The organism is Actinokineospora sp. (assembly GCF_050699995.1).
GTDB lineage: Bacteria > Actinomycetota > Actinomycetes > Mycobacteriales > Pseudonocardiaceae > Actinokineospora.
In genome coordinates, this window is record NZ_JBOHGC010000682.1 from 1 (window position 1) to 18,385 (window position 18,385).

At 67.4% G+C, this 18,385-nt stretch carries 17 protein-coding genes; 2 read left to right on the forward strand and 15 right to left on the reverse strand.

All coding sequences use genetic code 11. The features are described from left to right. The 15 genes from ACRDSQ_RS33620 to rplJ form a co-directional block, all read right to left on the reverse strand. Positions 1 to 203 (reverse strand): hypothetical protein (locus tag ACRDSQ_RS33620; RefSeq protein ID WP_431426804.1); only part of this gene is annotated, 203 nt, incomplete at its 3' end. Between the two features lie 128 nt (positions 204 to 331). Next, complete coding sequence (locus tag ACRDSQ_RS33625) at positions 332 to 3,838, reverse strand: DNA-directed RNA polymerase subunit beta (protein WP_431426806.1); 3,507 nt, start codon at positions 3,836 to 3,838, stop codon at positions 332 to 334. A 346-nt stretch (positions 3,839 to 4,184) separates the two neighbouring features. Next, on the reverse strand, positions 4,185 to 4,991 hold the full coding sequence (locus tag ACRDSQ_RS33630) for a hypothetical protein (protein ID WP_431426807.1): 807 nt from the start codon (positions 4,989 to 4,991) through the stop codon (positions 4,185 to 4,187). A gap of 344 nt (positions 4,992 to 5,335) precedes the next feature. Continuing rightward, a complete protein-coding gene (locus tag ACRDSQ_RS33635) occupies positions 5,336 to 5,899 on the reverse strand; it encodes a hypothetical protein (protein WP_431426809.1) in 564 nt (187 codons plus the stop codon). Positions 5,900 to 5,929: 30 nt separating this feature from the next. Next, positions 5,930 to 7,195: an MCE family protein gene (locus ACRDSQ_RS33640; RefSeq protein WP_431426811.1), complete on the reverse strand. Its 1,266-nt coding sequence runs from the start codon at positions 7,193 to 7,195 to the stop codon at positions 5,930 to 5,932. Next, positions 7,195 to 8,403 carry an MCE family protein gene (locus ACRDSQ_RS33645; protein ID WP_431426812.1) on the reverse strand — a complete coding sequence of 403 codons (1,209 nt, stop codon included), beginning with the start codon at positions 8,401 to 8,403 and terminating at the stop codon, positions 7,195 to 7,197. The genes ACRDSQ_RS33640 and ACRDSQ_RS33645 overlap by 1 nt, the downstream gene beginning before the upstream one ends. Continuing rightward, entirely contained in the window at positions 8,403 to 9,596 is a 1,194-nt protein-coding gene (locus tag ACRDSQ_RS33650; RefSeq protein ID WP_431426813.1) for an MCE family protein, read from the reverse strand. The genes ACRDSQ_RS33645 and ACRDSQ_RS33650 overlap by 1 nt, the downstream gene beginning before the upstream one ends. Continuing rightward, positions 9,593 to 10,585 (reverse strand): MCE family protein, encoded by a 993-nt coding sequence (locus tag ACRDSQ_RS33655; RefSeq protein ID WP_431426814.1) that lies wholly within the window; start codon positions 10,583 to 10,585, stop codon positions 9,593 to 9,595. The genes ACRDSQ_RS33650 and ACRDSQ_RS33655 overlap by 4 nt, the downstream gene beginning before the upstream one ends. Further along, complete coding sequence (locus tag ACRDSQ_RS33660) at positions 10,582 to 11,616, reverse strand: MCE family protein (protein WP_431426815.1); 1,035 nt, start codon at positions 11,614 to 11,616, stop codon at positions 10,582 to 10,584. The genes ACRDSQ_RS33655 and ACRDSQ_RS33660 overlap by 4 nt, the downstream gene beginning before the upstream one ends. After that, complete coding sequence (locus ACRDSQ_RS33665; RefSeq protein ID WP_431426817.1) at positions 11,613 to 12,968, reverse strand: MCE family protein; 1,356 nt, start codon at positions 12,966 to 12,968, stop codon at positions 11,613 to 11,615. The genes ACRDSQ_RS33660 and ACRDSQ_RS33665 overlap by 4 nt, the downstream gene beginning before the upstream one ends. Next, complete coding sequence (locus ACRDSQ_RS33670) at positions 12,965 to 13,804, reverse strand: MlaE family ABC transporter permease (RefSeq protein ID WP_431426819.1); 840 nt, start codon at positions 13,802 to 13,804, stop codon at positions 12,965 to 12,967. Before ACRDSQ_RS33670 ends, ACRDSQ_RS33665 begins: the two co-directional genes overlap by 4 nt. A gap of 3 nt (positions 13,805 to 13,807) precedes the next feature. Next, positions 13,808 to 14,602, reverse strand: coding sequence for an MlaE family ABC transporter permease (locus ACRDSQ_RS33675; RefSeq protein WP_091382700.1), 795 nt, complete (start codon positions 14,600 to 14,602; stop codon positions 13,808 to 13,810). After that, positions 14,599 to 15,798 carry an ABC transporter ATP-binding protein gene (locus tag ACRDSQ_RS33680; RefSeq protein ID WP_431426820.1) on the reverse strand — a complete coding sequence of 400 codons (1,200 nt, stop codon included), beginning with the start codon at positions 15,796 to 15,798 and terminating at the stop codon, positions 14,599 to 14,601. The genes ACRDSQ_RS33675 and ACRDSQ_RS33680 overlap by 4 nt, the downstream gene beginning before the upstream one ends. A gap of 211 nt (positions 15,799 to 16,009) precedes the next feature. Then, positions 16,010 to 16,396: a 50S ribosomal protein L7/L12 gene (gene rplL, locus ACRDSQ_RS33685; protein WP_091382704.1), complete on the reverse strand. Its 387-nt coding sequence runs from the start codon at positions 16,394 to 16,396 to the stop codon at positions 16,010 to 16,012. A 65-nt stretch (positions 16,397 to 16,461) separates the two neighbouring features. Next, positions 16,462 to 17,037: a 50S ribosomal protein L10 gene (gene rplJ / locus ACRDSQ_RS33690; protein WP_431426822.1), complete on the reverse strand. Its 576-nt coding sequence runs from the start codon at positions 17,035 to 17,037 to the stop codon at positions 16,462 to 16,464. A 271-nt stretch (positions 17,038 to 17,308) separates the two neighbouring features. Here rplJ and ACRDSQ_RS33695 point away from each other — a divergent pair, with 271 nt between their 5' ends. Together ACRDSQ_RS33695 and ACRDSQ_RS33700 are read left to right on the forward strand one after the other, a co-directional pair. Next, positions 17,309 to 18,055, forward strand: coding sequence for a hypothetical protein (locus ACRDSQ_RS33695; protein ID WP_431426824.1), 747 nt, complete (start codon positions 17,309 to 17,311; stop codon positions 18,053 to 18,055). A 52-nt stretch (positions 18,056 to 18,107) separates the two neighbouring features. Next, a complete protein-coding gene (locus tag ACRDSQ_RS33700; protein WP_431426825.1) occupies positions 18,108 to 18,323 on the forward strand; it encodes a hypothetical protein in 216 nt (71 codons plus the stop codon). Positions 18,324 to 18,385 lie beyond the last annotated feature (62 nt).

Consider the following 18,385-nt stretch of genomic DNA (forward strand, 5'->3'; position numbering starts at 1 on the left):
ACGCGCTTGTACTTGCCGCAGTAGCACTCCCAGTCCCGGGTCGGACCGAAGATCTTCTCGCAGAAGAGCCCGTCCTTCTCCGGCTTCAGGGTGCGGTAGTTGATCGTTTCGGGCTTCTTTACCTCGCCAAACGACCACTGACGGATGTCGTCGGCGGTCGCGAGACCAATACGAAGCTCGTCGAAGAAGTTGACGTCCAGCACGACTAGTCCGCCTCCCCGGAATTCTTCTGCGGCAGTTGCGTTGAGCAGAAAATGTTACGACTCATGGGTTTCCTTGGTTGGCCGCCGTCACGGTCCCCTTAGGTGCCGTGACGGCGGTGGGAGGCCAACTAGTTGACGATGTCGTCCACGGATGCGGACTCGTTGCGGGAGAGGTTGATGCCCAGGTTCGCGGCGGCGCGCTCCAGGTCCTCGTCGTCCCCGTCGCGCATCTCGATGGCCGCGCCGTCCGAGGACAGCACCTCCACGTTGAGGCACAGCGACTGGAGTTCCTTGAGGAGCACCTTGAAGGACTCCGGGATACCCGGCTCCGGGATGTTCTCGCCCTTGACGATGGCCTCGTAGACCTTCACGCGGCCGAGCACGTCGTCGGACTTGATCGTCAGCAGCTCCTGCAGCGTGTAAGCCGCGCCGTAGGCCTGCATCGCCCAGCACTCCATCTCACCGAAGCGCTGGCCACCGAACTGCGCCTTACCACCGAGCGGCTGCTGGGTGATCATCGAGTACGGGCCGGTGGAGCGAGCGTGGATCTTGTCGTCGACCAGGTGGAGAAGCTTCAGGATGTACATGTAGCCGACCGACACCGGGTACGGGTACGGCTCGCCGCTGCGACCGTCGTACAGGGTCGCCTTGCCGTCCGAGCCCACCATGCGCTCGCCGTCGCGGTTGGGCCGCGTCGAGCCGAGCAGACCGGTGATCTCGTCCTCGCGGGCGCCGTCGAACACCGGCGTGGCGGTGTTCGTGTCGGGCTCGACCTCGTAGAGCTCCTCGGGGATCTTCTTCGCCCAGTCCGGGTTGCCCTCGATGGACCAACCCTGCTTGGCGATCCACCCGAGGTGGGACTCCATGATCTGCCCGATGTTCATACGACGCGGAACACCGTGGGTGTTCAGCACGACGTCGACCGGGGTGCCGTCCGGCATGAACGGCATGTCCTCGACGGGCAGGATCTTGCCGATGACGCCCTTGTTGCCGTGGCGGCCCGCGAGCTTGTCACCGTCCTGGATCTTGCGCTTCTGGGCCACGTAGACCCGGACCAGCTCGTTGACGCCGGGGGGCAGCTCGTCCTCGTCCTCACGGGAGAAGACGCGGATGCCGATCACCTTGCCGGTCTCGCCGTGCGGCACCTTCAGCGACGTGTCGCGGACCTCGCGGGCCTTCTCGCCGAAGATGGCGCGCAGCAGGCGCTCCTCCGGGGTCAGCTCGGTCTCGCCCTTGGGCGTGACCTTGCCGACCAGGATGTCGCCCGCGCCGACCTCGGCGCCGATGCGGATGATGCCGCGCTCGTCGAGGTCCGCGAGGACCTCCTCGGAGACGTTCGGGATGTCCCGGGTGATCTCCTCGGCGCCGAGCTTGGTGTCGCGCGCGTCGATCTCGTGCTCGTCGATGTGGATCGAGGTGAGCACGTCGTCCTGCACGAGGCGCTGCGACAGGATGATCGCGTCCTCGTAGTTGTGGCCTTCCCACGGCATGATCGCCACGAGCAGGTTCTTGCCGAGGGCCATCTCGCCGTCTTCGGTGCACGGCCCGTCGGCGATGACCTGTCCGACCTCGACCCGGTCGCCTTCGACGACGATGGGCTTCTGGTTGATGCAGGTGCCCTGGTTCGACCGGCGGAACTTGTGCATCCCGTAGGTCTGGCGGGTGCCGTCGTCGGCCATCACGGTGATGAAGTCCGCGGACAGCTCCTCGATGACACCGGCCTTCGCGGCGGTGACCAGGTCGCCGCCGTCGACCGCGGCACGCAGCTCCATGCCGGTGCCGACGAGCGGGGACTCGCTGCGCAGCAGCGGGACCGCCTGGCGCTGCATGTTCGCGCCCATGAGGGCACGGTTCGCGGCGTCGTGCTCGAGGAACGGGATCATCGCGGTCGCGACCGAGACCATCTGGCGCGGCGAGACGTCCATGTAGTCGACGTCGAACGGCTCGATGAACTCGACCTCGCCGCCACGCTTGCGCACGAGCACGCGCTCTTCGGCGAAGTGGTTCTCGTCGTCGAGCGGCGCGTTCGCCTGGGCGATGACGTGCCGGTCTTCCTCGTCCGCGGTCAGGTAGTCGATCTGGTCGGTGACCTGACCTTCGACGACCTTGCGGTACGGGGTCTCGATGAAGCCGAACGGGTTGACCCGCGCGTAGCTCGACAGGGAGCCGATCAGGCCGATGTTCGGGCCTTCCGGCGTCTCGATCGGGCACATGCGGCCGTAGTGCGAGTGGTGGACGTCGCGGACCTCCATGCCCGCGCGCTCACGGGACAGACCACCGGGGCCCAGAGCCGAGAGCCGACGCTTGTGCGTCAGACCGGCGACCGGGTTGGTCTGGTCCATGAACTGCGACAGCTGGGAGGTTCCGAAGAACTCCTTGATCGCGGCGACGACCGGGCGGATGTTGATCAGGGTCTGCGGCGTGATCGCCTCGACGTCCTGGGTGGTCATCCGCTCGCGGACCACGCGCTCCATGCGGGAGAGGCCGACCCGGATCTGGTTCTGGATCAGCTCACCCACGGTGCGCAGGCGGCGGTTGCCGAAGTGGTCGATGTCGTCGACCTCGACCGGGATCTCGCGCTGGTTCTCGCCCTCACCGGACAGCATCGAGGTGTCGCCCGCGTGCAGGCGGACCAGGTACTCGATGGTGGTGACGATGTCGTCCTCGGTCAGCACGCCGGTGTTCGTCGGCATCGCGAGGCCAAGCTTCTTGTTGATCTTGTAGCGACCAACCTTGGCGAGGTCGTAGCGCTTCTCCTTGAAGAACAGGTTCTCCAGGAGCGTCTGGGCGCTCTCCTTGGTCGGGGGTTCGCCCGGGCGCAGCTTGCGGTAGATGTCGAGCAGCGCCTCGTCGGTCCCGGCGGTGTGGTCCTTCTCCAGCGTCGCGAGCAGCGTCTCGGAGAAGTGGAACCGCTCGCGGATGGCCTCGGTGGTCCAGCCCAGGGCCTTCAGCAGCACGGTGACCGGCTGGCGGCGCTTGCGGTCGATGCGGACACCGACGGTGTCGCGCTTGTCGACGTCGAACTCGAGCCACGCGCCGCGGCTCGGGATGACCTTGACGCTGAAGACGTCCTTGTCGGTGGTCTTGTCAATCGCGGTGTCGAAGTAGACACCGGGCGAACGGACCAGCTGCGACACCACGACACGCTCGGTGCCGTTGATGATGAACGTGCCCTTGTTGGTCATGACGGGGAAGTCACCCATGAACACCGTCTGGCTCTTGATCTCGCCAGTGGTGTTGTTGGTGAACTCGGCCGTGACGAACAGCGGCGCGGCGTAGGTCATGTCCTTGTCCTTGCACTCCTCGACGGAGGCCTTGACCTCGTCGAAGCGCGGGTCGGAGAAGGACAGTGACATGGAGCCGGAGAAGTCCTCGATCGGGGAGATCTCGTTGAGGACTTCCTCAAGGCCGCCGACAGGGTTCTCGTCACCTGCGTCGATGCGGCGCTGGAACCACATCTCGTTGCCGGTGAACCACTCGAACGACTGGATCTGCAGGTCCAGCAGGTTGGGCGTACCCAGGGGCTCGCGGATCTTCGCGAAGGAGACCCGACGGGGCGCTCCCGGGATACCCGAGTTCGAAGCAGTGGCGGAGTTGGTCGCAGCAGTGGCCTTGGTCGCGCGGGAGACTGCCAAGATGCGTCCTTCCAGGACTATGAGCGGTTGACAGTCACATGCTCTGCTCGCGCTAGCAAGCGGAATACGCGCCTGTCAAGGGTGCCGTGGTGCCCAACATCCTAGCTCTTGGCAAAGGGCGTGCGGAAAGTGGGCAGCGCAAAGGGGCAGTCTAGCCACTAAATGGGCGACTGTCGAGGCCCGCCACTCAATCGGTCCTCCCGCTCAGTACGTGCTGGCTATCAGGGTGACCCCGGACGGTCGCGTAGTCAAGATGCCACGCCCGAGAATCCACTTTTGCAGCAGCGCCGGGCCGCTCACAGATAGCCGCTTGACCTGGGGAAACTTGACAGCTACAAGCTGGGACTCAGCACGATGGCGCGGGCTTGCCGTCGGGAAGCGGCTGATCAAGCATGTCGAAATCGGTGATCTTCCAGGCCCCGTCGATCTTCTCCGCGCGGATGCCGAACTGGGCCCCGCTGGCGGTGGTCTGGTTCTGGTCGGTGCGGGTCGTCGACTGGTCGACGAAGACCAACAAGTCGGCCTTGTCCCCGTCGAGCCGGGTGACGCCGAGCTGGCGGACCTTCGTCGTGAGGATCAACTTCTGGGCGGGCGCGAGCTCCTTGAGCTGGCCGAACAGCTTGTCGTACTCGCAGACGGCGTTGCCCGCGAGGTACTCCTTGACGGCCTTGGCGGTGGCGTCGAGTTCGGTGAAGTTGTACGACAGGGTCTTCTCGATGGCGACCGTGAGCTTGCCTTGGACCTCGCTGGTGGCCGCGCTGTCGGTCAGCGCGTGGTTGGTGCCGTCGGCGCCGCCGGTGAGCGAGCTGGCCTCGCCGCGGAACCACAGGGCCAGCCCGGCGAGCACCAGGGCGACCACGGCGAGGGTGATGGCGAGGTTGATGGACCGGTTGCGGGCGGCGGCGGCCACCTCTTCCGGCGACCGTTCGTCGACGGCGTCGTCATCCTCGGCCTCGGAGCCGCGTTCGGCGGCGGCGAGGTCCTGGGGGACGCGGATACCGGTGGCCCGACGCTTCCCCGAGGGCCGCGGCGAGGGCACGCGATCGGCTTCCAGGTGGGCTTCCTGGTCGACACCCAGCACCGCCGGGCTCACCACATCGACATCGTCCGACTCGTCCCCGGACCCCACCCGACGGGCCTCAGCACTGTCCAACTCGGACTCATCGGCAGCGTCAGCATCAGTGTCAGCGTCATTTTCAGCTTCGCCGGAACCCCGACCAGCCCCCACCCTCTCCGGGGGGACGGCCCCTGCCCAGTCTATCGGGGTGGCGGGGGTTTTCTGGTCTTGCTTGGTGGGCTGTGGATCAGTGGGCTGCGCTGTGGACAACTCGGCAGCCGAGTCCGTGGGCTCGGGTATCTTGCTGTCCGCCTGCTCGGTGTCCGCGTGCGGCCGGTGCAGGCCCGCCACCTTGGGGCGGCGGACGGGCGTCGTCGGGGGCGTGACCGGTCGGCGGCGCGGCGGGGGCGTGGGCACTGTGTGGACGGTCCTCTCGGCGATCAGGCGGGGGTGAACGGGACGAAGCCGACGCCGCTGAGCTTCCAGCCCGCGTCGGTCCGCTCCAGGGTCCCCTGGATGCGCTGGTACTTGGACGTGGTCGGCTTGCCCTCGGGGGTGACGTCGATCCGGATGGCGGCGATCAGGATCGCCTTGCCCTCGCGGTCGCGCAGGTCGGTCACCGCGGACTTGAGCACGCGCGCGCTCGTCACCGTCTTCGCCTGCTGGATGGCCGTCTTGCTGGTCTCGCGCCTGCCGACGACCTCGTCGTGCAGCGGGCCGATCGACGCGTTGAGCCACCGGTCGAGATCCTCGTCGACCCTGCGGTAGTCGAGGGTGTTGAACGTGATGATCGCCTGCCCGCCGACCCGGGTGACCTCGTCGCGCATGCGGGACAGCTCGAGGTCGTCGTCGTTGGCGGCCTTGACCCAGGCGACACCGAACCAGACCGCCGCGGCCGCGCTCACGACCACCAGACCGAGGGCGACGAGCACGAACGGGTTCAGCCTTCTGCGCGCGGGCTGCTCGTCGGTGACGTCGTCGATCTCAGGGTCCGTGCTGGTCATGACACTCCAGGGTAGACGGGTGCGGAACGGTCAGGCGGGCAGGCCCAGCAGGCCCGCCAGGCTGGACAGACCGCCGATGCCGGGCTGGGTCACCGTGCCGGGGATGCTGTTCTGCGCGAGCTCGTGCAGCTGCTCGGAGTCACGGTTCTGGTTGGCCGCCAGCTGCTCCTGCGTCGGTGCGACCGGCTTGCCGCCGAACGGCGCGTTCGCGGAACCACGCACGTTGATCGGGCTGCCGACCGGCTCGGCGCAGTACGCCTGGTCGTTCACCGGCGCGGGGCCCGTCTCGTTGCCGTCGCGGCGCTCGGTGCCCTCGTAGCCGCGGGTGCACGGGGGCGGGTCGAACAGGTTGAGCGCCAAGCCCAGGTGCGTCTGGCCCTTTTCGTCGATGACGGTCTTCGGGCCCACCGCGACCAGCGGGTACGCGACCAGCGCGAGTTCGAGTCCGTCCGTGCGGCTGACCATGATGTTGGAGACGGTCAGCAGGTTGGCGAACACCGCGCCGAGGCCGTTGCCCGACTCGCGGAGCAGCCCGGTGATCGAGTCGGCCGCGCCGGGCGTGGCCGCGATCAGCGTGCGGATCTGCGGGTCGGACTCGCGCAGCTGTGCGGCGAGCGCCCTGAGGTCGCCTGCGAAGGACTTGATGTTGCCCGACTGCTGCATCTGCGTGTTGAGGACGATGGAGCCGTCCTCGATCAGCTTGATCGTCTGCGGCAGGTGCTCGCGGGCGGTCTGGGTGAACGCCATCTGGTTGTCCAGCAGCACCTGCAGGTCGTCGCCGGTGCCGGAGAACGCGCGTTCCAGCTCGTCGACGACCGTGCGCAGCGAGTCGGTGGGGACCGAGGTGGCCAGGTTGTCGAGGTCGCGGATGACCTCGTCGGTGCTGATCGGCGTCTTGGTGCGGTCGGCCGCGATGAGCGAGCCTTCCTTGAGCATCTCGCCGCCGTCCTTGCGCGGGCGCAGGTCGACGTACTGCTCGCCGACCGCGGACCGGTTGGCGACCACGGCGTCGAGGTCGGCCGGGATGTCGGGCGCGGACGGCTCGATCTCGAGGTCGATGCGCATGCCCTCACGGGTCAGCTTGATCTCGCCGACCCGGCCGACGTTGACCCCGCGGTAAGTGACCTCGGCGTTGGTGAAGATCCCGCCGGACTGGACCAGGTCCATCTTGACCCGGTAGCCGTCGGCGCCGAAGACGCGGCCGAGGTCGGTGAAGCGGAACGCCGCGTAGACGACGGCGACCACGGCGATCACGACGAACGCCACGAGCTGGAGGCGGACGGTCTTGGTAAGCATCAGGAACCGCCTCCGAGGAGCACGTCGAAGATGCCGCCCATGCCGCCGCCGGACTGCGACGAACCGGGCTGCACCGGCGTGGACTGGCCGCTGTTGAGCTGCGGCAGCGGAAGCATCGGCGGGGCGTTGCCGGGCACGCCGTCCTGGCCGCCGCTCAGCCCGCCGGGCAGGCCGAGGTCCTGCAGCGGGTTCTGCCTGCTGCGGCCGAGGTTGTTCACGATCTCACCGAGGTTGAGGTCGAGGGTGGCGTAGAGGTTGAAGTAGTCGCCCTTGACGCCCTTCACGGCCTGGTCGGTGAACGGGTAGGTCACCAGCAGTTCCAGCGCGTTGGGCAGGTTGTTGCCCGCCTCCCCCAGCTTCTGCAGGGTCGGCGCGAGTGCCTTGAGGTCGGCGACGAGATCGGCCTGGCTCTTGTTGACGGTGTCGACCGCGATGCCCGAGAGCGAGTCGAGGCTCTGCAGCATCGTCACCAGCTGCTGACGCTGGTCGGTGAGCACCTTGAGGCCGGGGCCGATGTTGTCGATGACGCCGGCGATCTGGTCGCGCTGGGAGTTCAGCGTGCTGGCGAGCCGGTTGATGCCGTCGAGCGCGCGGGTGATGTCGGCCTTGCCCGCGTCGAGCTCGGTGACCATCACGTTGACGTTGTCGAGCAGCGCGCGGATGTCGGTCTCGTTGCCGGCGAGCGCGTTGTTGAGCTCCCTGGTGATGCTCTGCAACTGCTCGATACCACCACCGTTGAGCAGCAGCGACAGCGCGCCGAGGACTTCCTCGACCTCGGTGTTGCGGTTGGTCCGCTCGACCGGGATGAACGCGTTGTCGGCGAGCACGCCCTCGGCCTTGCCGCCGGGCGGCGCGCTCAGCTCGATGTACTTCTCGCCCAGCAGGCTGGACTGGCGCAGCTTGGCCAGCGCGTTGGCGGGCAGCTCGACGTCGCCGTTGACCAGCAGCGTGGCCTCGGCGGTCCAGCCGTCGGGGGCCAGGGCGATGTTGTCGACCCGGCCGACGGTGACCTCGTTGACCTTGACCCCGGACTGCGGGACCAGGTCGAGGACGTCGCGGAGCTGGACCTTGACCGTGTACGGCCGGTCGCCGAGGTCGGCGCCGCCGGGCATCGGGAGGTCGTAGATGCCGGAGAACCCGCAACCGGACAGCGACGCCGCCGCGAGCGCGGTGGTGATCACGCCGGCGAGCTTGATCCTGGTGGTCATCAGTTCCCCCCTCCCGATCCGACTGGGTCGCCCGCCATCGGCAGCGGCAGGGACGGCATGTGGCCGCTGCGGAGTCCGTCGATCACCTGGGCGGGCGACGGCAGCGGGACCGCGCCCTGCACGATCGGCGCGAGCTGGTCGCACACGTCGGCGAGGGCGGGCGGCAGCGTTCCCTGGGTGCCCTGGCGAACCAGCTTGCAGACCGTCACGATCGGCGGCTGCGTCAGCTCGTTGAGGTTCGCGCGGGCGTCGGTGGTGCCGGACGCGGCGTTGTAGGTGTTGACCAGGTTGCTCAGGGCCAGCGGCGCGATGTCGAGCGTCTCGGCGAGCGCGGCCCGCTGGTCGACGAGGACCTGGGTGACCGTGGCCAGCTTGTCCACATTGGACTTGATCCGGCCGCGGTTGTCGTTGATGAACTGCTGCACGGTGCTCAGCGCGATCCCGAGCTGGTCGACCGACGCGGCGAGGTTGCCGCGCTCACCCGCGAGGAACCTGGCGGCCTCGGCCAGCTGCTGGTTGAACTGGCGGACCTGGTCGTCACTGCCCGCGAGGGTCGTCGTGAACTTCTGCAGGTTGTCGACCGTGGCGAACAGGTCCTCGGAGTTGCCCGAGAGCGTGGAGGTCAGCTTGCTCAGGTCGGTGACCGTGTCGTTGATCGCCTTGCCGTTGCCGTCGAGGTTCTTGGCGAGGGTGTTGAGCAGGTCGGACAGGGCGCCGTCCTTGTTGACCCCGTTGGGGCCCAGGGTCCGGCTGACCCGGCTGAGGCTGGCGTAGAGGTCGTCGACCTCCAGCGGCGCGGCGGTCCGCTCCCGCGGGATGACCGTGCCGGTCGCCATCAGCTCGCCGCCGGTGAAGACCGGGGTCAGCTGGACGTAGCGGTCGGAGACCAGCGACGGGGCGACGATGACGGCGTTGGCGTTCGCGGGAATCTTGACCTCGCGGTCGACCAGCAGCTTCACCTCGACGATGTCGCCCTTGGGTGTCACCGACTCGACGGTTCCGACCTTGACGCCGAGCACGCGGACGTCGTTGTGCTCGTAGAGGCCGACGGTGCCCGGGAACATCGCGGTGTAGCGCTTCTCGCCCGACTCCTTCAGCAGCCACCACAGCGCGGCGGCGACGAGGCCGAGCACGCACACGATCGCGACCGTTCGGGCGGCGTCCTTGCCCAGCTTCGTGGAGAAACTGCTCATGACGGGTCCCCCAGACAGCCGGGCTGGTTGAGCGGGCCGAAGGACGGCGGCAGCAGCCCACAGATGTAGTTGTCGAACCAGCGGCCGTTGCCGATCGCGTTGTTGAACTGCCTGGCGAAGGGCCCGAACTTCTTGATGCCCTCGGCGAGCGAGTCCTGGTTGCGCTGCAGCATCGAGGTCAGCTGGTCGAGGCTCTGCAGCACCGGGCCGAGCTGCGCGTTGTTGTCGGCGACGAGGCCCTGCAGCTCCTGCGAGAGCGTCCTGGTACCGGTCAGCAGCGCGCTGATCGCCTTCTTGCGGCTGTTCAGCTCACCGAGCAGCAGGTTGCCGTCGGAGAGGAGCTTGGCCACCTCGGCGTCGCGGTCGGCGAGGGTCTGGCTGATCTGCCGGGTGTTGCTCAGCAGGGTCGCCAGCTCCTGGTCGCGCGAGGAGATGGTGCGCGAGAGGGACTGCAGGCCGTTGAGCGCGCCCTTCACCTCGTCCGGGGTGTCGGCGAAGGTCTCCGAGATCACCTCGAAGCTCTTGGCGAGCTGCACGGTGTCGACCTCGTTGACCGTCTCGGCCAGGCCGCGGAAGGCTTCGAGGACGTCGTAGGGGGCCATCGTCCGCTCGCGCGGGATGCGCACGTCGGGGTTGAGGACCTCGGCGCCCTCGGGCTCGAGCGACAGGTACTTCTGCCCGAGCAGGGTCTTGATCTTGATCTCGGCTCGGGTGCGGTCGCCGATCCAGGCGTCCTTGATCTTGAACGTGACCAGGACCTTGTCGCCGTCGAGCTCCACATCGGACACCTTGCCGACCTTGATGCCCGCGACGCGGACCTCGTCGTCGGCCTGGATGCCGGACGCCTCACTGAACTCGGCGCTGTAACTGGTGCCCGCGCCGATGACCGGCAGGTCGTCGGAGTTGACCGCGGCGACCAGCGCGAGCGCGATCACCAGGATGCTCACGATGCCGATCGGGATCGGGTTGCGTGACCGGAAAGGCTTCATGACAGGCACCTTTCCTGGGTCGCGGGCAGCGGGGTGATGCTGATCGGGTGGGTGATCAGACCGGGCACGCTGACCTCACCGGTGCCTTCGCAGAGGAAGAAGTTGAACCACGAGCCGTAGCTCACGGTGCGGGTCAGGGTGCCGAGCTTGGTCGGCATGAACTGGATGAAGTGCTCGACGGTCTTCTCGTTGTCGTTGAGGTTCTTCGTCAACGTGCCGAGCGCGGCGATGTCCTGCTTGAGCGGCTCGCGGGCCTCTTGCAGCAGGCCGGTGGTCGTGGTGGCCAGGCCGCCGATCGCCTCGATCGCCTCGCCGATGGGCTGACGGTCCTCGGCCAGGCCGCTGACCAGCTGCTGCATCTGCACGATGAGCTGCGAGAGCTGCTCGCCGCGGCTGTTGACCGTGCCCAGCACGTCGTTGAGGTTCGTGATCACCTCGCCGATCACCGCGTCCTTGTCGGCGATCGTCGTGGTCAGCGAAGCGGTGTGGGCCAGCAGGTTCTCCACCGTGCCGCCCTCGCCCTGCAGGACCGTGATGATCTCGTAGGACAGCTTGTTCACGTCATCGGGCGAGAGTGCCTGGAACAGCGGCTTGAAGCCGTTGAACAGCTCCGTGAGGTCGAGCGCCGGACGGGTGCGCTCCAGCGGGATCGACTCCCCCGGGTCGAGAACCGCGTTCGGGTCGTAGCCCGCGCCCTGGGTCAGCGAGATGTAGCGCTGGCCGACCAGGTTGCGGAACTTGATCTGCGCCATCACCGACTCGGGAAGCTTGCGGTCGGCGGCGACGGAGAACTTGACCTCCGCCTGGTTGCGGTCGGCGATCGAGACCTCTTCGACCTGCCCGACGCGCACACCGGCGATCCGCACGTCGTCGCCGGGAAGCAGCAGCGTCGCGTCGGAGAACCGTGCCGAGTAGGAGTTCGTGGAGCTCAGGTTCGTGTTGGCGATGCTGATCGCGAGCACACCCGTCGCGGCGATGGTGATCGCCATGAACAGCGCGAGCTTGATCAGCGGAGCGGCCATTCCCCTCATTCGAACCTCACCTCCGCGCCGCGGAAAGCCGGGCCGAGCAGCAGCGTGCTCCACCTCGGGACGTGGTCGGGTTCGACGCCCATGCCGGGCGCGAGCAACTGCGACACGAACGCGATCTCCCCGGGAGAGTTGGGCAGGCCCAGCCCATCGCCGCCCGCGGCGCTGGGCGTCGTGAACTGCGTGGTGTTCGCGGGCGGCAGCAAGCCGTCCGACGACGAGCGGGCCGGGGGCGGGAAGCTCGAACCGTCCTGGAGCGGACCGTCCGGCGGTGCCTGCGGGAACGGGTTCGGGTACTGGGTGAAGTCGTAGCAGCGCGGACCGCGGTCTTCCTCGTAGCGCGGCTCGTCCTTGCCGGGCCGGTACGGGCCGCGGTTGACGGTCACCTCGATGTTGGCGTGCAGACCGGGCTTGTTGGTGCCCTTGCCGAGAGTCGTGTCGACCTGCTTGACGGCCTCGGTCATCAGCTGCAGGAGACACGGGTACTCCGGGGAGTACCGCGCCAGGACCTCCAGCGTGGGCCGCGAGGTGTCGGCGAGCTGGATCAGGTTCGAGGAGTTGGCCCGCAGGAACGACTCCAGGTCACGCGAGGCGGTGGTCGCGGTGGCGAACAGGGCGTCGAGGTTGGCCCGCTGCTCGGCCACGGTCTTCGACGTCACCGTCAGGTCGGTCAGCGCCTGGACGAGATCCGGCGTGACGTCGCTGTAGGTCTCGCTGACCGAGGCCAGCAGGCGGAGGTCCTCACGCAGCTTGGGCAGGTGCGGGTTCAGCTCGCCGACGAAGTCCCCGAGGTCGGCCAGCGACCTGCCGAGATCGTCGCCACGGCCCTGCAGGGCGGTGGCGATCGCCGTCAGCGTGCTCGACAGCTTCTGCGGCTGGACCGCCTGCAGCACCGGCAGCAGGCTCTCGAACGCCTGCTCCAGCTCGACCGCGCGGACAGAGCGGTCCTGCTTGATCGTGTCGCCCGCGCGCAGCGCCTGCTCGTCGATCTCCTCGGGGATCTGCAGCGAGACGTAGCGCTCACCGAACAGCGTCTTCGGCAGGAACCGCGCCGAGACGTTGCGCGGGATGACGTCGATCATCTCGGGGTTGATCGCGAGGTCGAGCGTGGCGCCGTCCTTGGTCGGCGTGATCTTGCGGACCTCGCCGACGATCAGGCCGCGGACCTTGACGTCGGAGTGGATCGCGAGCTGGTTGCCGACCTTGTCGGTGGTCAGCGACACCTTCGCGACCGGGGTGAACGCCTTGTTGTACATCGCGATGCTCAGCGACACGAGCGCCGCGATCACCACGATGAAGCCCAGGCCGAGGAGCCTGCGCTTGATGACCGTCCCGGTCGTCTCCCGCGCGCTCATCCCGCGATCCTCACCGTCGTCGTCGTGCCCCAGATCGCGAAGCCGATGAAGAAGTTCACCAGCGCGACCGTGACGATCGTGGTCCGCACCGCGCGGCCCACGGCCACACCGACGCCCGCGGGGCCGCCGCTGGCGTTGTAGCCGTAGTAGCAGTGGGTCAGGATGATGATGATCGCGAAGATCAGCACCTTGCCGAACGACCAGAACACGTCCTCCGGTGGGAGGAACAGATTGAAGTAATGGTCGTACGTACCGGCGGATTGGCCGTAGAAGTACACGGTGATCGTTCTCGAAGCCAGATACGAGGACAGCAACCCGATGATGTAGAGCGGGATGACCGCGATGAAGCCCGCGATGATCCGGGTGGTCACCAGGAACGGCAGGCTGGGCACCGCCATGACCTCGAGCGCGTCGATCTCCTCGGAGATGCGCATGGCGCCGAGCTGGGCGGTGAAGCCGGATCCGACCGTCGCCGACAGTGCCAGGCCCGCCACCAGGGGTGCGACCTCACGGGTGTTGATGTAGGCCGAAGCGAAGCCGGAGAACGCGGCCGTGCCGATCTGGTCGAGCGCGGCGTAGCCCTGCAGGCCGACGACGATGCCGGTGAACACGGTCAGGCCGACCATGACGCCGATGGTGCCGCCGATGACCGCGAGCGCGCCGCTGCCGAAGCTGACCTCGGCGAGCAGACGCATCGTCTCGCGCAGGTAGCGGCGCAGGGCGCGCGGGATCCAGGCGAGCGCGCGGATATAGAACGAAAGCTGTTCGCCGAGGTCGTCGAGTGTCCGCAAGGGACGGTCGACGACCTTCTTGGCGGTCTCGGTCACCGAGGCCATGGGTCAGCTCCCCTTCGCCGGGACGACCGTGAGGTAGACCGCGGTCAGCACGAAGTTGACGAAGAACAGCAGCAGGAAGGTGATGACGACGGACTGGTTCACCGCGTCGCCGACACCCTTCGGGCCGCCCTTGGGGTTGAGGCCGCGGTAGGAGGCCACCACACCGGCGATGAAGCCGAAGATCAGCGCCTTGAGCTCACTGATCCACAGGTCGGGCAGCTGGGCCAGGGCCGAGAAGCTGGCCAGGTAGGCGCCCGGCGTTCCGCCCTGCAGCACGACGTTGAAGAAGTAGCCGCCCATCACGCCGACGACACTGACCAGACCGTTGAGCAGCACCGCCACCAACATGCAGGCCAGCACCCGGGGCACGACGAGGCGCTGGATCGGCGAGACGCCGAGCACCTCCATCGCGTCGATCTCCTCGCGGATGGTGCGTGAGCCGATATCGGCGCACACCGCGCTGCCGCCCGCGCCCGCCACCAGCAGCGCGGTGACCAGCGGCGCGGCCTGCTGGATGATCGCGAGCACGCTGGCCGCGCCGGTGAACGACTGCGCGCCGAGCTGCACGATCAGGGTGCCCAGCTGCAGGGCCACGATCGCGCCGAACGGGATCGCGACGAGCGCGGTCGGCAGGATCGTCACGCTGGCGATGAACCAGCACTGCTGGATGAACTCGCGGGTCTGGAACGGCCGCCGGAAGACGTTGACGACGACGTCGAGCCCAAGCGCGAACAGCCGACCGGTCTCGCGGAGCGCACCGGCACCGGGGAAGTTCGCGGGAGCGGTGCGCGTGGTCATGACGCGCCGCCCGGGGGCTTCCAGTTGGTCTCGGGCATCCGGGCGATCTGGGACTCGGTCAGGTCGCCGTGGAAGTTGCTCGGCGGTTCCTCCACCGGGCGCGGGCGCGGCGTGGGTCGCACCGGCTGGAAGTTCTCCGTGGGCTGGTCGAGCCGGGGCCGCGACTGGGCGTTGGCCGGGACCATGTGCGAGTGCACGCCGTAGCGGGCGCGCTCCTCATCGGTCAACGACTCGATGATGCCTTCCTGGGCGGCGTGCGGCAGCGTGTTCAGGATCCGCATGACGCGGTCCTTGCGGCGGCGCACCCCGGCCCGCTCGGGCATGCCCGGGGTCGGCTCGATCTGCGGGACGACGCCGCGCAGGTCCTCGTCGCCGGAGCCGTCGGAGTGACCGGCGTCGGCGTGCGCCTGCTCGCGGGCCATCTGCGCCGCGTCCTTCTCCTCGGACATGCCGATCGGACCGAGGCGGCGGCCGTTGATGAACTGCTCCACCACCGGCTCGTCGCTGGTCAGCAGCACCTCGCGAGGGCCGAACATGACCAGTTCCTTGCGGAAGAGCATGCCGATGTTGTCCGGCACGGTCCTCGCCAGGTTGATGTTGTGGGTGACGATCAGGATCGTCGCGTCGATCTGCGCGTTCAGGTCGATGAGCAGCTGCGACAGGTATGCCGTGCGGACGGGGTCGAGACCGGAGTCCGGCTCGTCGCACAGGATGATCTCGGGGTCGAGCACCAGGGCACGGGCCAGGCCCGCGCGCTTGCGCATACCGCCGGAGATCTCACCGGGGAGCTTCTTCTCGGCGCCCTGCAGACCCGTGAGCTCAAGCTTCTCCAGGACGATCCGCTTGATCTCGGCCTCGGACTTCTTCGTGTGCTCACGCAGCGGGAACGCCACGTTGTCGAAGAGGTTCATCGAGCCGAACAGCGCGCCGTCCTGGAACAGGACGCCGAACAGCTTTCGCGTTTCGTAGAGCTTGGCCTCGCTGCAGGTGACGATGTCGACACCGTTGATCACACACTTGCCACGGTCGGGCTTGAGCAGCCCGATCATGGACTTGAGGAAGACGGACTTGCCGGTGCCCGAGGGCCCGAGCATGACCGACACTTCACCCGGCGGCAGGGTCAAGGTGACATCCCGCCAGATGGCCTGTTTACCGAAGGACTTCGTCAGACCCTCGATGACCACCTCGGCGCCCATCGAACCTCCCGACCTGTGGTTCTACCTGCCGCTTCGAGTGCGGACGGTGTCTTCCATGCAACGACAGCGGGGCCTTCGGGTTACTGCCGAAGTTACCGCCGAGTTGGGAACGTACCTGGATGGCCCTTGTCACAGGAAATCGGGTATGAGCTAAGACACAAAAGAGGCCCGGTACCAGTAGGTACCGGGCCTCTTTAGGGTGAAGTGAGTACTACTTCACGGAGATCTTGGCGCCAGCGGCTTCCAGCTTCTCCTTGGCGGCCTCGGCGGCCTCCTTGTTGACCTTCTCCAGGATCGCCTTCGGAGCGGCCTCGACCAGCTCCTTGGCCTCCTTCAGGCCCAGGCCCGAGACGACCTCACGGACGACCTTGATGACCTGGATCTTCTTGTCACCGGCCGACTCGAGGACGACGTCGAACTCGTCCTGCTCCTCAGCGGCCTCGGCCGGAGCAGCGGCGCCACCGACAGCGGCGACGGCGACGGGAGCGGCGGCGGTGACCTCGAAGGTCTCCTCGAACTGCTTCACGAACGCGGAGAGCTCCAGCAGCGTCATTTCCTTGAACGCGTCGAGCAGCTCGTCAGTGCTGAGCTTCGCCATGTTGGCGGTTCCTTTCACTTGCACACCCGGTAGAACGGGCGCGGTGTATTTCCGGGTGGTTGTGTTCAGCTCTCGGCTGCGACAGCGTCCTCGGCGGGAGCGTCGGCCTCGGGGGTGGAACCACCCTCGGCGGCCTTCTTCTCCTGCAGAGCAGCGGCCAGGCGGGCGACCTGCGACGCCGGGGCGTTGAACAGGCCTGCGGCCTTCGCCAGGTTGCCCTTCATCGCGCCCGCCAGCTTGGCGAGCAGCACCTCACGGGAGTCGAGGTCCGCGATCTTCGCGACCTCTTCCACCGTGAGCGGGCGGCCATCCATGTAGCCGCCCTTGATGACCAGACCCTTGTTTTCCTTCGCGAAATCGCGCAGGGCCTTCGCCGCGTCAACCGGTTCGCCCTCGACGAAGGCGATGCCGGTCGGACCGATGAAGAGGTTTTCAAGCCCCTCCACACCGGCGTCGTCGGCTGCCCGCTTGACGAGGGTGTTCTTCGCGACGCGGTAGGTCGTGCCAGTGCCGAGAGCGCGACGCAGCTTCGTCAGCTGCGACACGGTGAGGCCCGTGTACTCGGTGACGACGGCAGCCGAGCTGTTGCGGAACTTGTCCGCGATCTCGGCGACTGCATTCACCTTGTCAGGCTTCGCCATGGTCGCCTCCTCTCGATGTGCATTGGGTATTCGCAGGCAATCGAGGGCCCCGGAAACGCAGAACGCCCCGGCGCAGTGGCACGGGGCGTAAAAAGCGCGCGAACACGCTTGACACTTCCTCGTCCTCCTGCGCGGGCCGCCCGCCTGTCGCGGGACCTTCGCCCTCCTCGGCTTGCGCCTCGGGGGAACCAGCGGTCTTCGGTAGAACCACCGATGAGAGTACGTGGTGCTCTATGCGGTCTCCAAATCGGGTCCACGGCATGATGGTCAGGTGGCCGACGACGAAGAGCCCAAGGGACTGACCCCCGCGTCCGGCGACCGGGGAAAGCAGCCCGACCAGATCCCTCCGCCATTCGTCCCGCCGGGGCCGGTGCCGGATCAGCAGTGGCGCGAGTTCCAGGAGTTCCAGCGATTCCAGGAGTTCCAGAAGAACTCGCCGCCCACCCGGAACAAACCCAAGTGGCTGCGGATCCTGCTGGGCAAATGGGCCCGGCGGCTGGTGTTCCTGCTGGTGCTGGCCTTGGCGGCGATGTGGGCTTACCAGCACTACTTCGGCGGCCCGGACGAGGCGCTGCCCGCCTCGGAGACCGGGGGCGGAGAGACCGAGCGCACCGTGCTGTTCGAGACAGCCCCGGACCTCGCGGTCCGCAAGGTCTACAACGACGTCGCCCACGGGATCCTGCCCAACGCGTGCACCCGGTTCGAGACCCCCGCGGTCGAGCGCAAGTTCGCCGACGCTTTCGGCACCGCGGACTGTCCGTCGGCGGTTCGCGAACTCAAGGCGCAGGTAGTTCGGGTCGACGACTACGAGCGCCCGCTGTTCCCGCCCAAGATGAAGCTTTTGCCTGGGCCGGATGGGCAGGTGGTCATCAGTTCGTGCGAGATGGACATCAAGGGCGGGCCGCGACTGGGCCGGTTCACCGTCAAGAAAATCGCCGGCTCGCGTGCGGAGCAGTGGACCATCTCCGACTTCGAGTCCGAACTGTGCCGCACTCCACCCGGAGGACTAACCGGCTGATGCGACTCGAGGTGGACGCGCAGGTACAAGATCCACACCTAGCGTGGCCGCCATGAGTTCGTATGACGGTGCTTCGTCGGCGGTATTTCTGGTGGGGATCTACGAAGGCGTTGTGCCGCTGGTGTCGAAGGTCTTCGACTGGCACCCGTTCTTGGCTTTTCCGCTCCGCCTGCCGGATCCGTGGTGGTGGATCGTGTCCGTCACCGTGATCGTTGTGGCGATCGTGCTGCTGGATGCCTTGGAGAAAGCCAAAAAGCGAGCCACCTGACCTCGGTCGCGCTGACATGCGAGAGGCCCGTGGGCACGCGACGCAGTCGTCGTGTCCACGGG

Bases quoted from the DNA above. Each gene is read 5' to 3' on its own strand.
- rplJ (WP_431426822.1), bottom strand. From the start codon at position 17,037: ATGGCGAAGCCTGACAAGGTGAATGCAGTCGCCGAGATCGCGGACAAG.
- ACRDSQ_RS33700 (WP_431426825.1), top strand. From the start codon at position 18,108: ATGAGTTCGTATGACGGTGCTTCGTCGGCGGTATTTCTGGTGGGGATC.
- ACRDSQ_RS33680 (WP_431426820.1), bottom strand. From the start codon at position 15,798: ATGGGCGCCGAGGTGGTCATCGAGGGTCTGACGAAGTCCTTCGGTAAA.
- ACRDSQ_RS33665 (WP_431426817.1), bottom strand. From the start codon at position 12,968: ATGAGCGCGCGGGAGACGACCGGGACGGTCATCAAGCGCAGGCTCCTC.
- ACRDSQ_RS33635 (WP_431426809.1), bottom strand. From the start codon at position 5,899: ATGACCAGCACGGACCCTGAGATCGACGACGTCACCGACGAGCAGCCC.
- ACRDSQ_RS33660 (WP_431426815.1), bottom strand. From the start codon at position 11,616: ATGAGGGGAATGGCCGCTCCGCTGATCAAGCTCGCGCTGTTCATGGCG.
- ACRDSQ_RS33655 (WP_431426814.1), bottom strand. From the start codon at position 10,585: ATGAAGCCTTTCCGGTCACGCAACCCGATCCCGATCGGCATCGTGAGC.
- ACRDSQ_RS33670 (WP_431426819.1), bottom strand. From the start codon at position 13,804: ATGGCCTCGGTGACCGAGACCGCCAAGAAGGTCGTCGACCGTCCCTTG.
- ACRDSQ_RS33675 (WP_091382700.1), bottom strand. From the start codon at position 14,602: ATGACCACGCGCACCGCTCCCGCGAACTTCCCCGGTGCCGGTGCGCTC.
- rplL (WP_091382704.1), bottom strand. From the start codon at position 16,396: ATGGCGAAGCTCAGCACTGACGAGCTGCTCGACGCGTTCAAGGAAATG.
- ACRDSQ_RS33650 (WP_431426813.1), bottom strand. From the start codon at position 9,596: ATGAGCAGTTTCTCCACGAAGCTGGGCAAGGACGCCGCCCGAACGGTC.
- ACRDSQ_RS33640 (WP_431426811.1), bottom strand. From the start codon at position 7,195: ATGCTTACCAAGACCGTCCGCCTCCAGCTCGTGGCGTTCGTCGTGATC.
- ACRDSQ_RS33645 (WP_431426812.1), bottom strand. From the start codon at position 8,403: ATGACCACCAGGATCAAGCTCGCCGGCGTGATCACCACCGCGCTCGCG.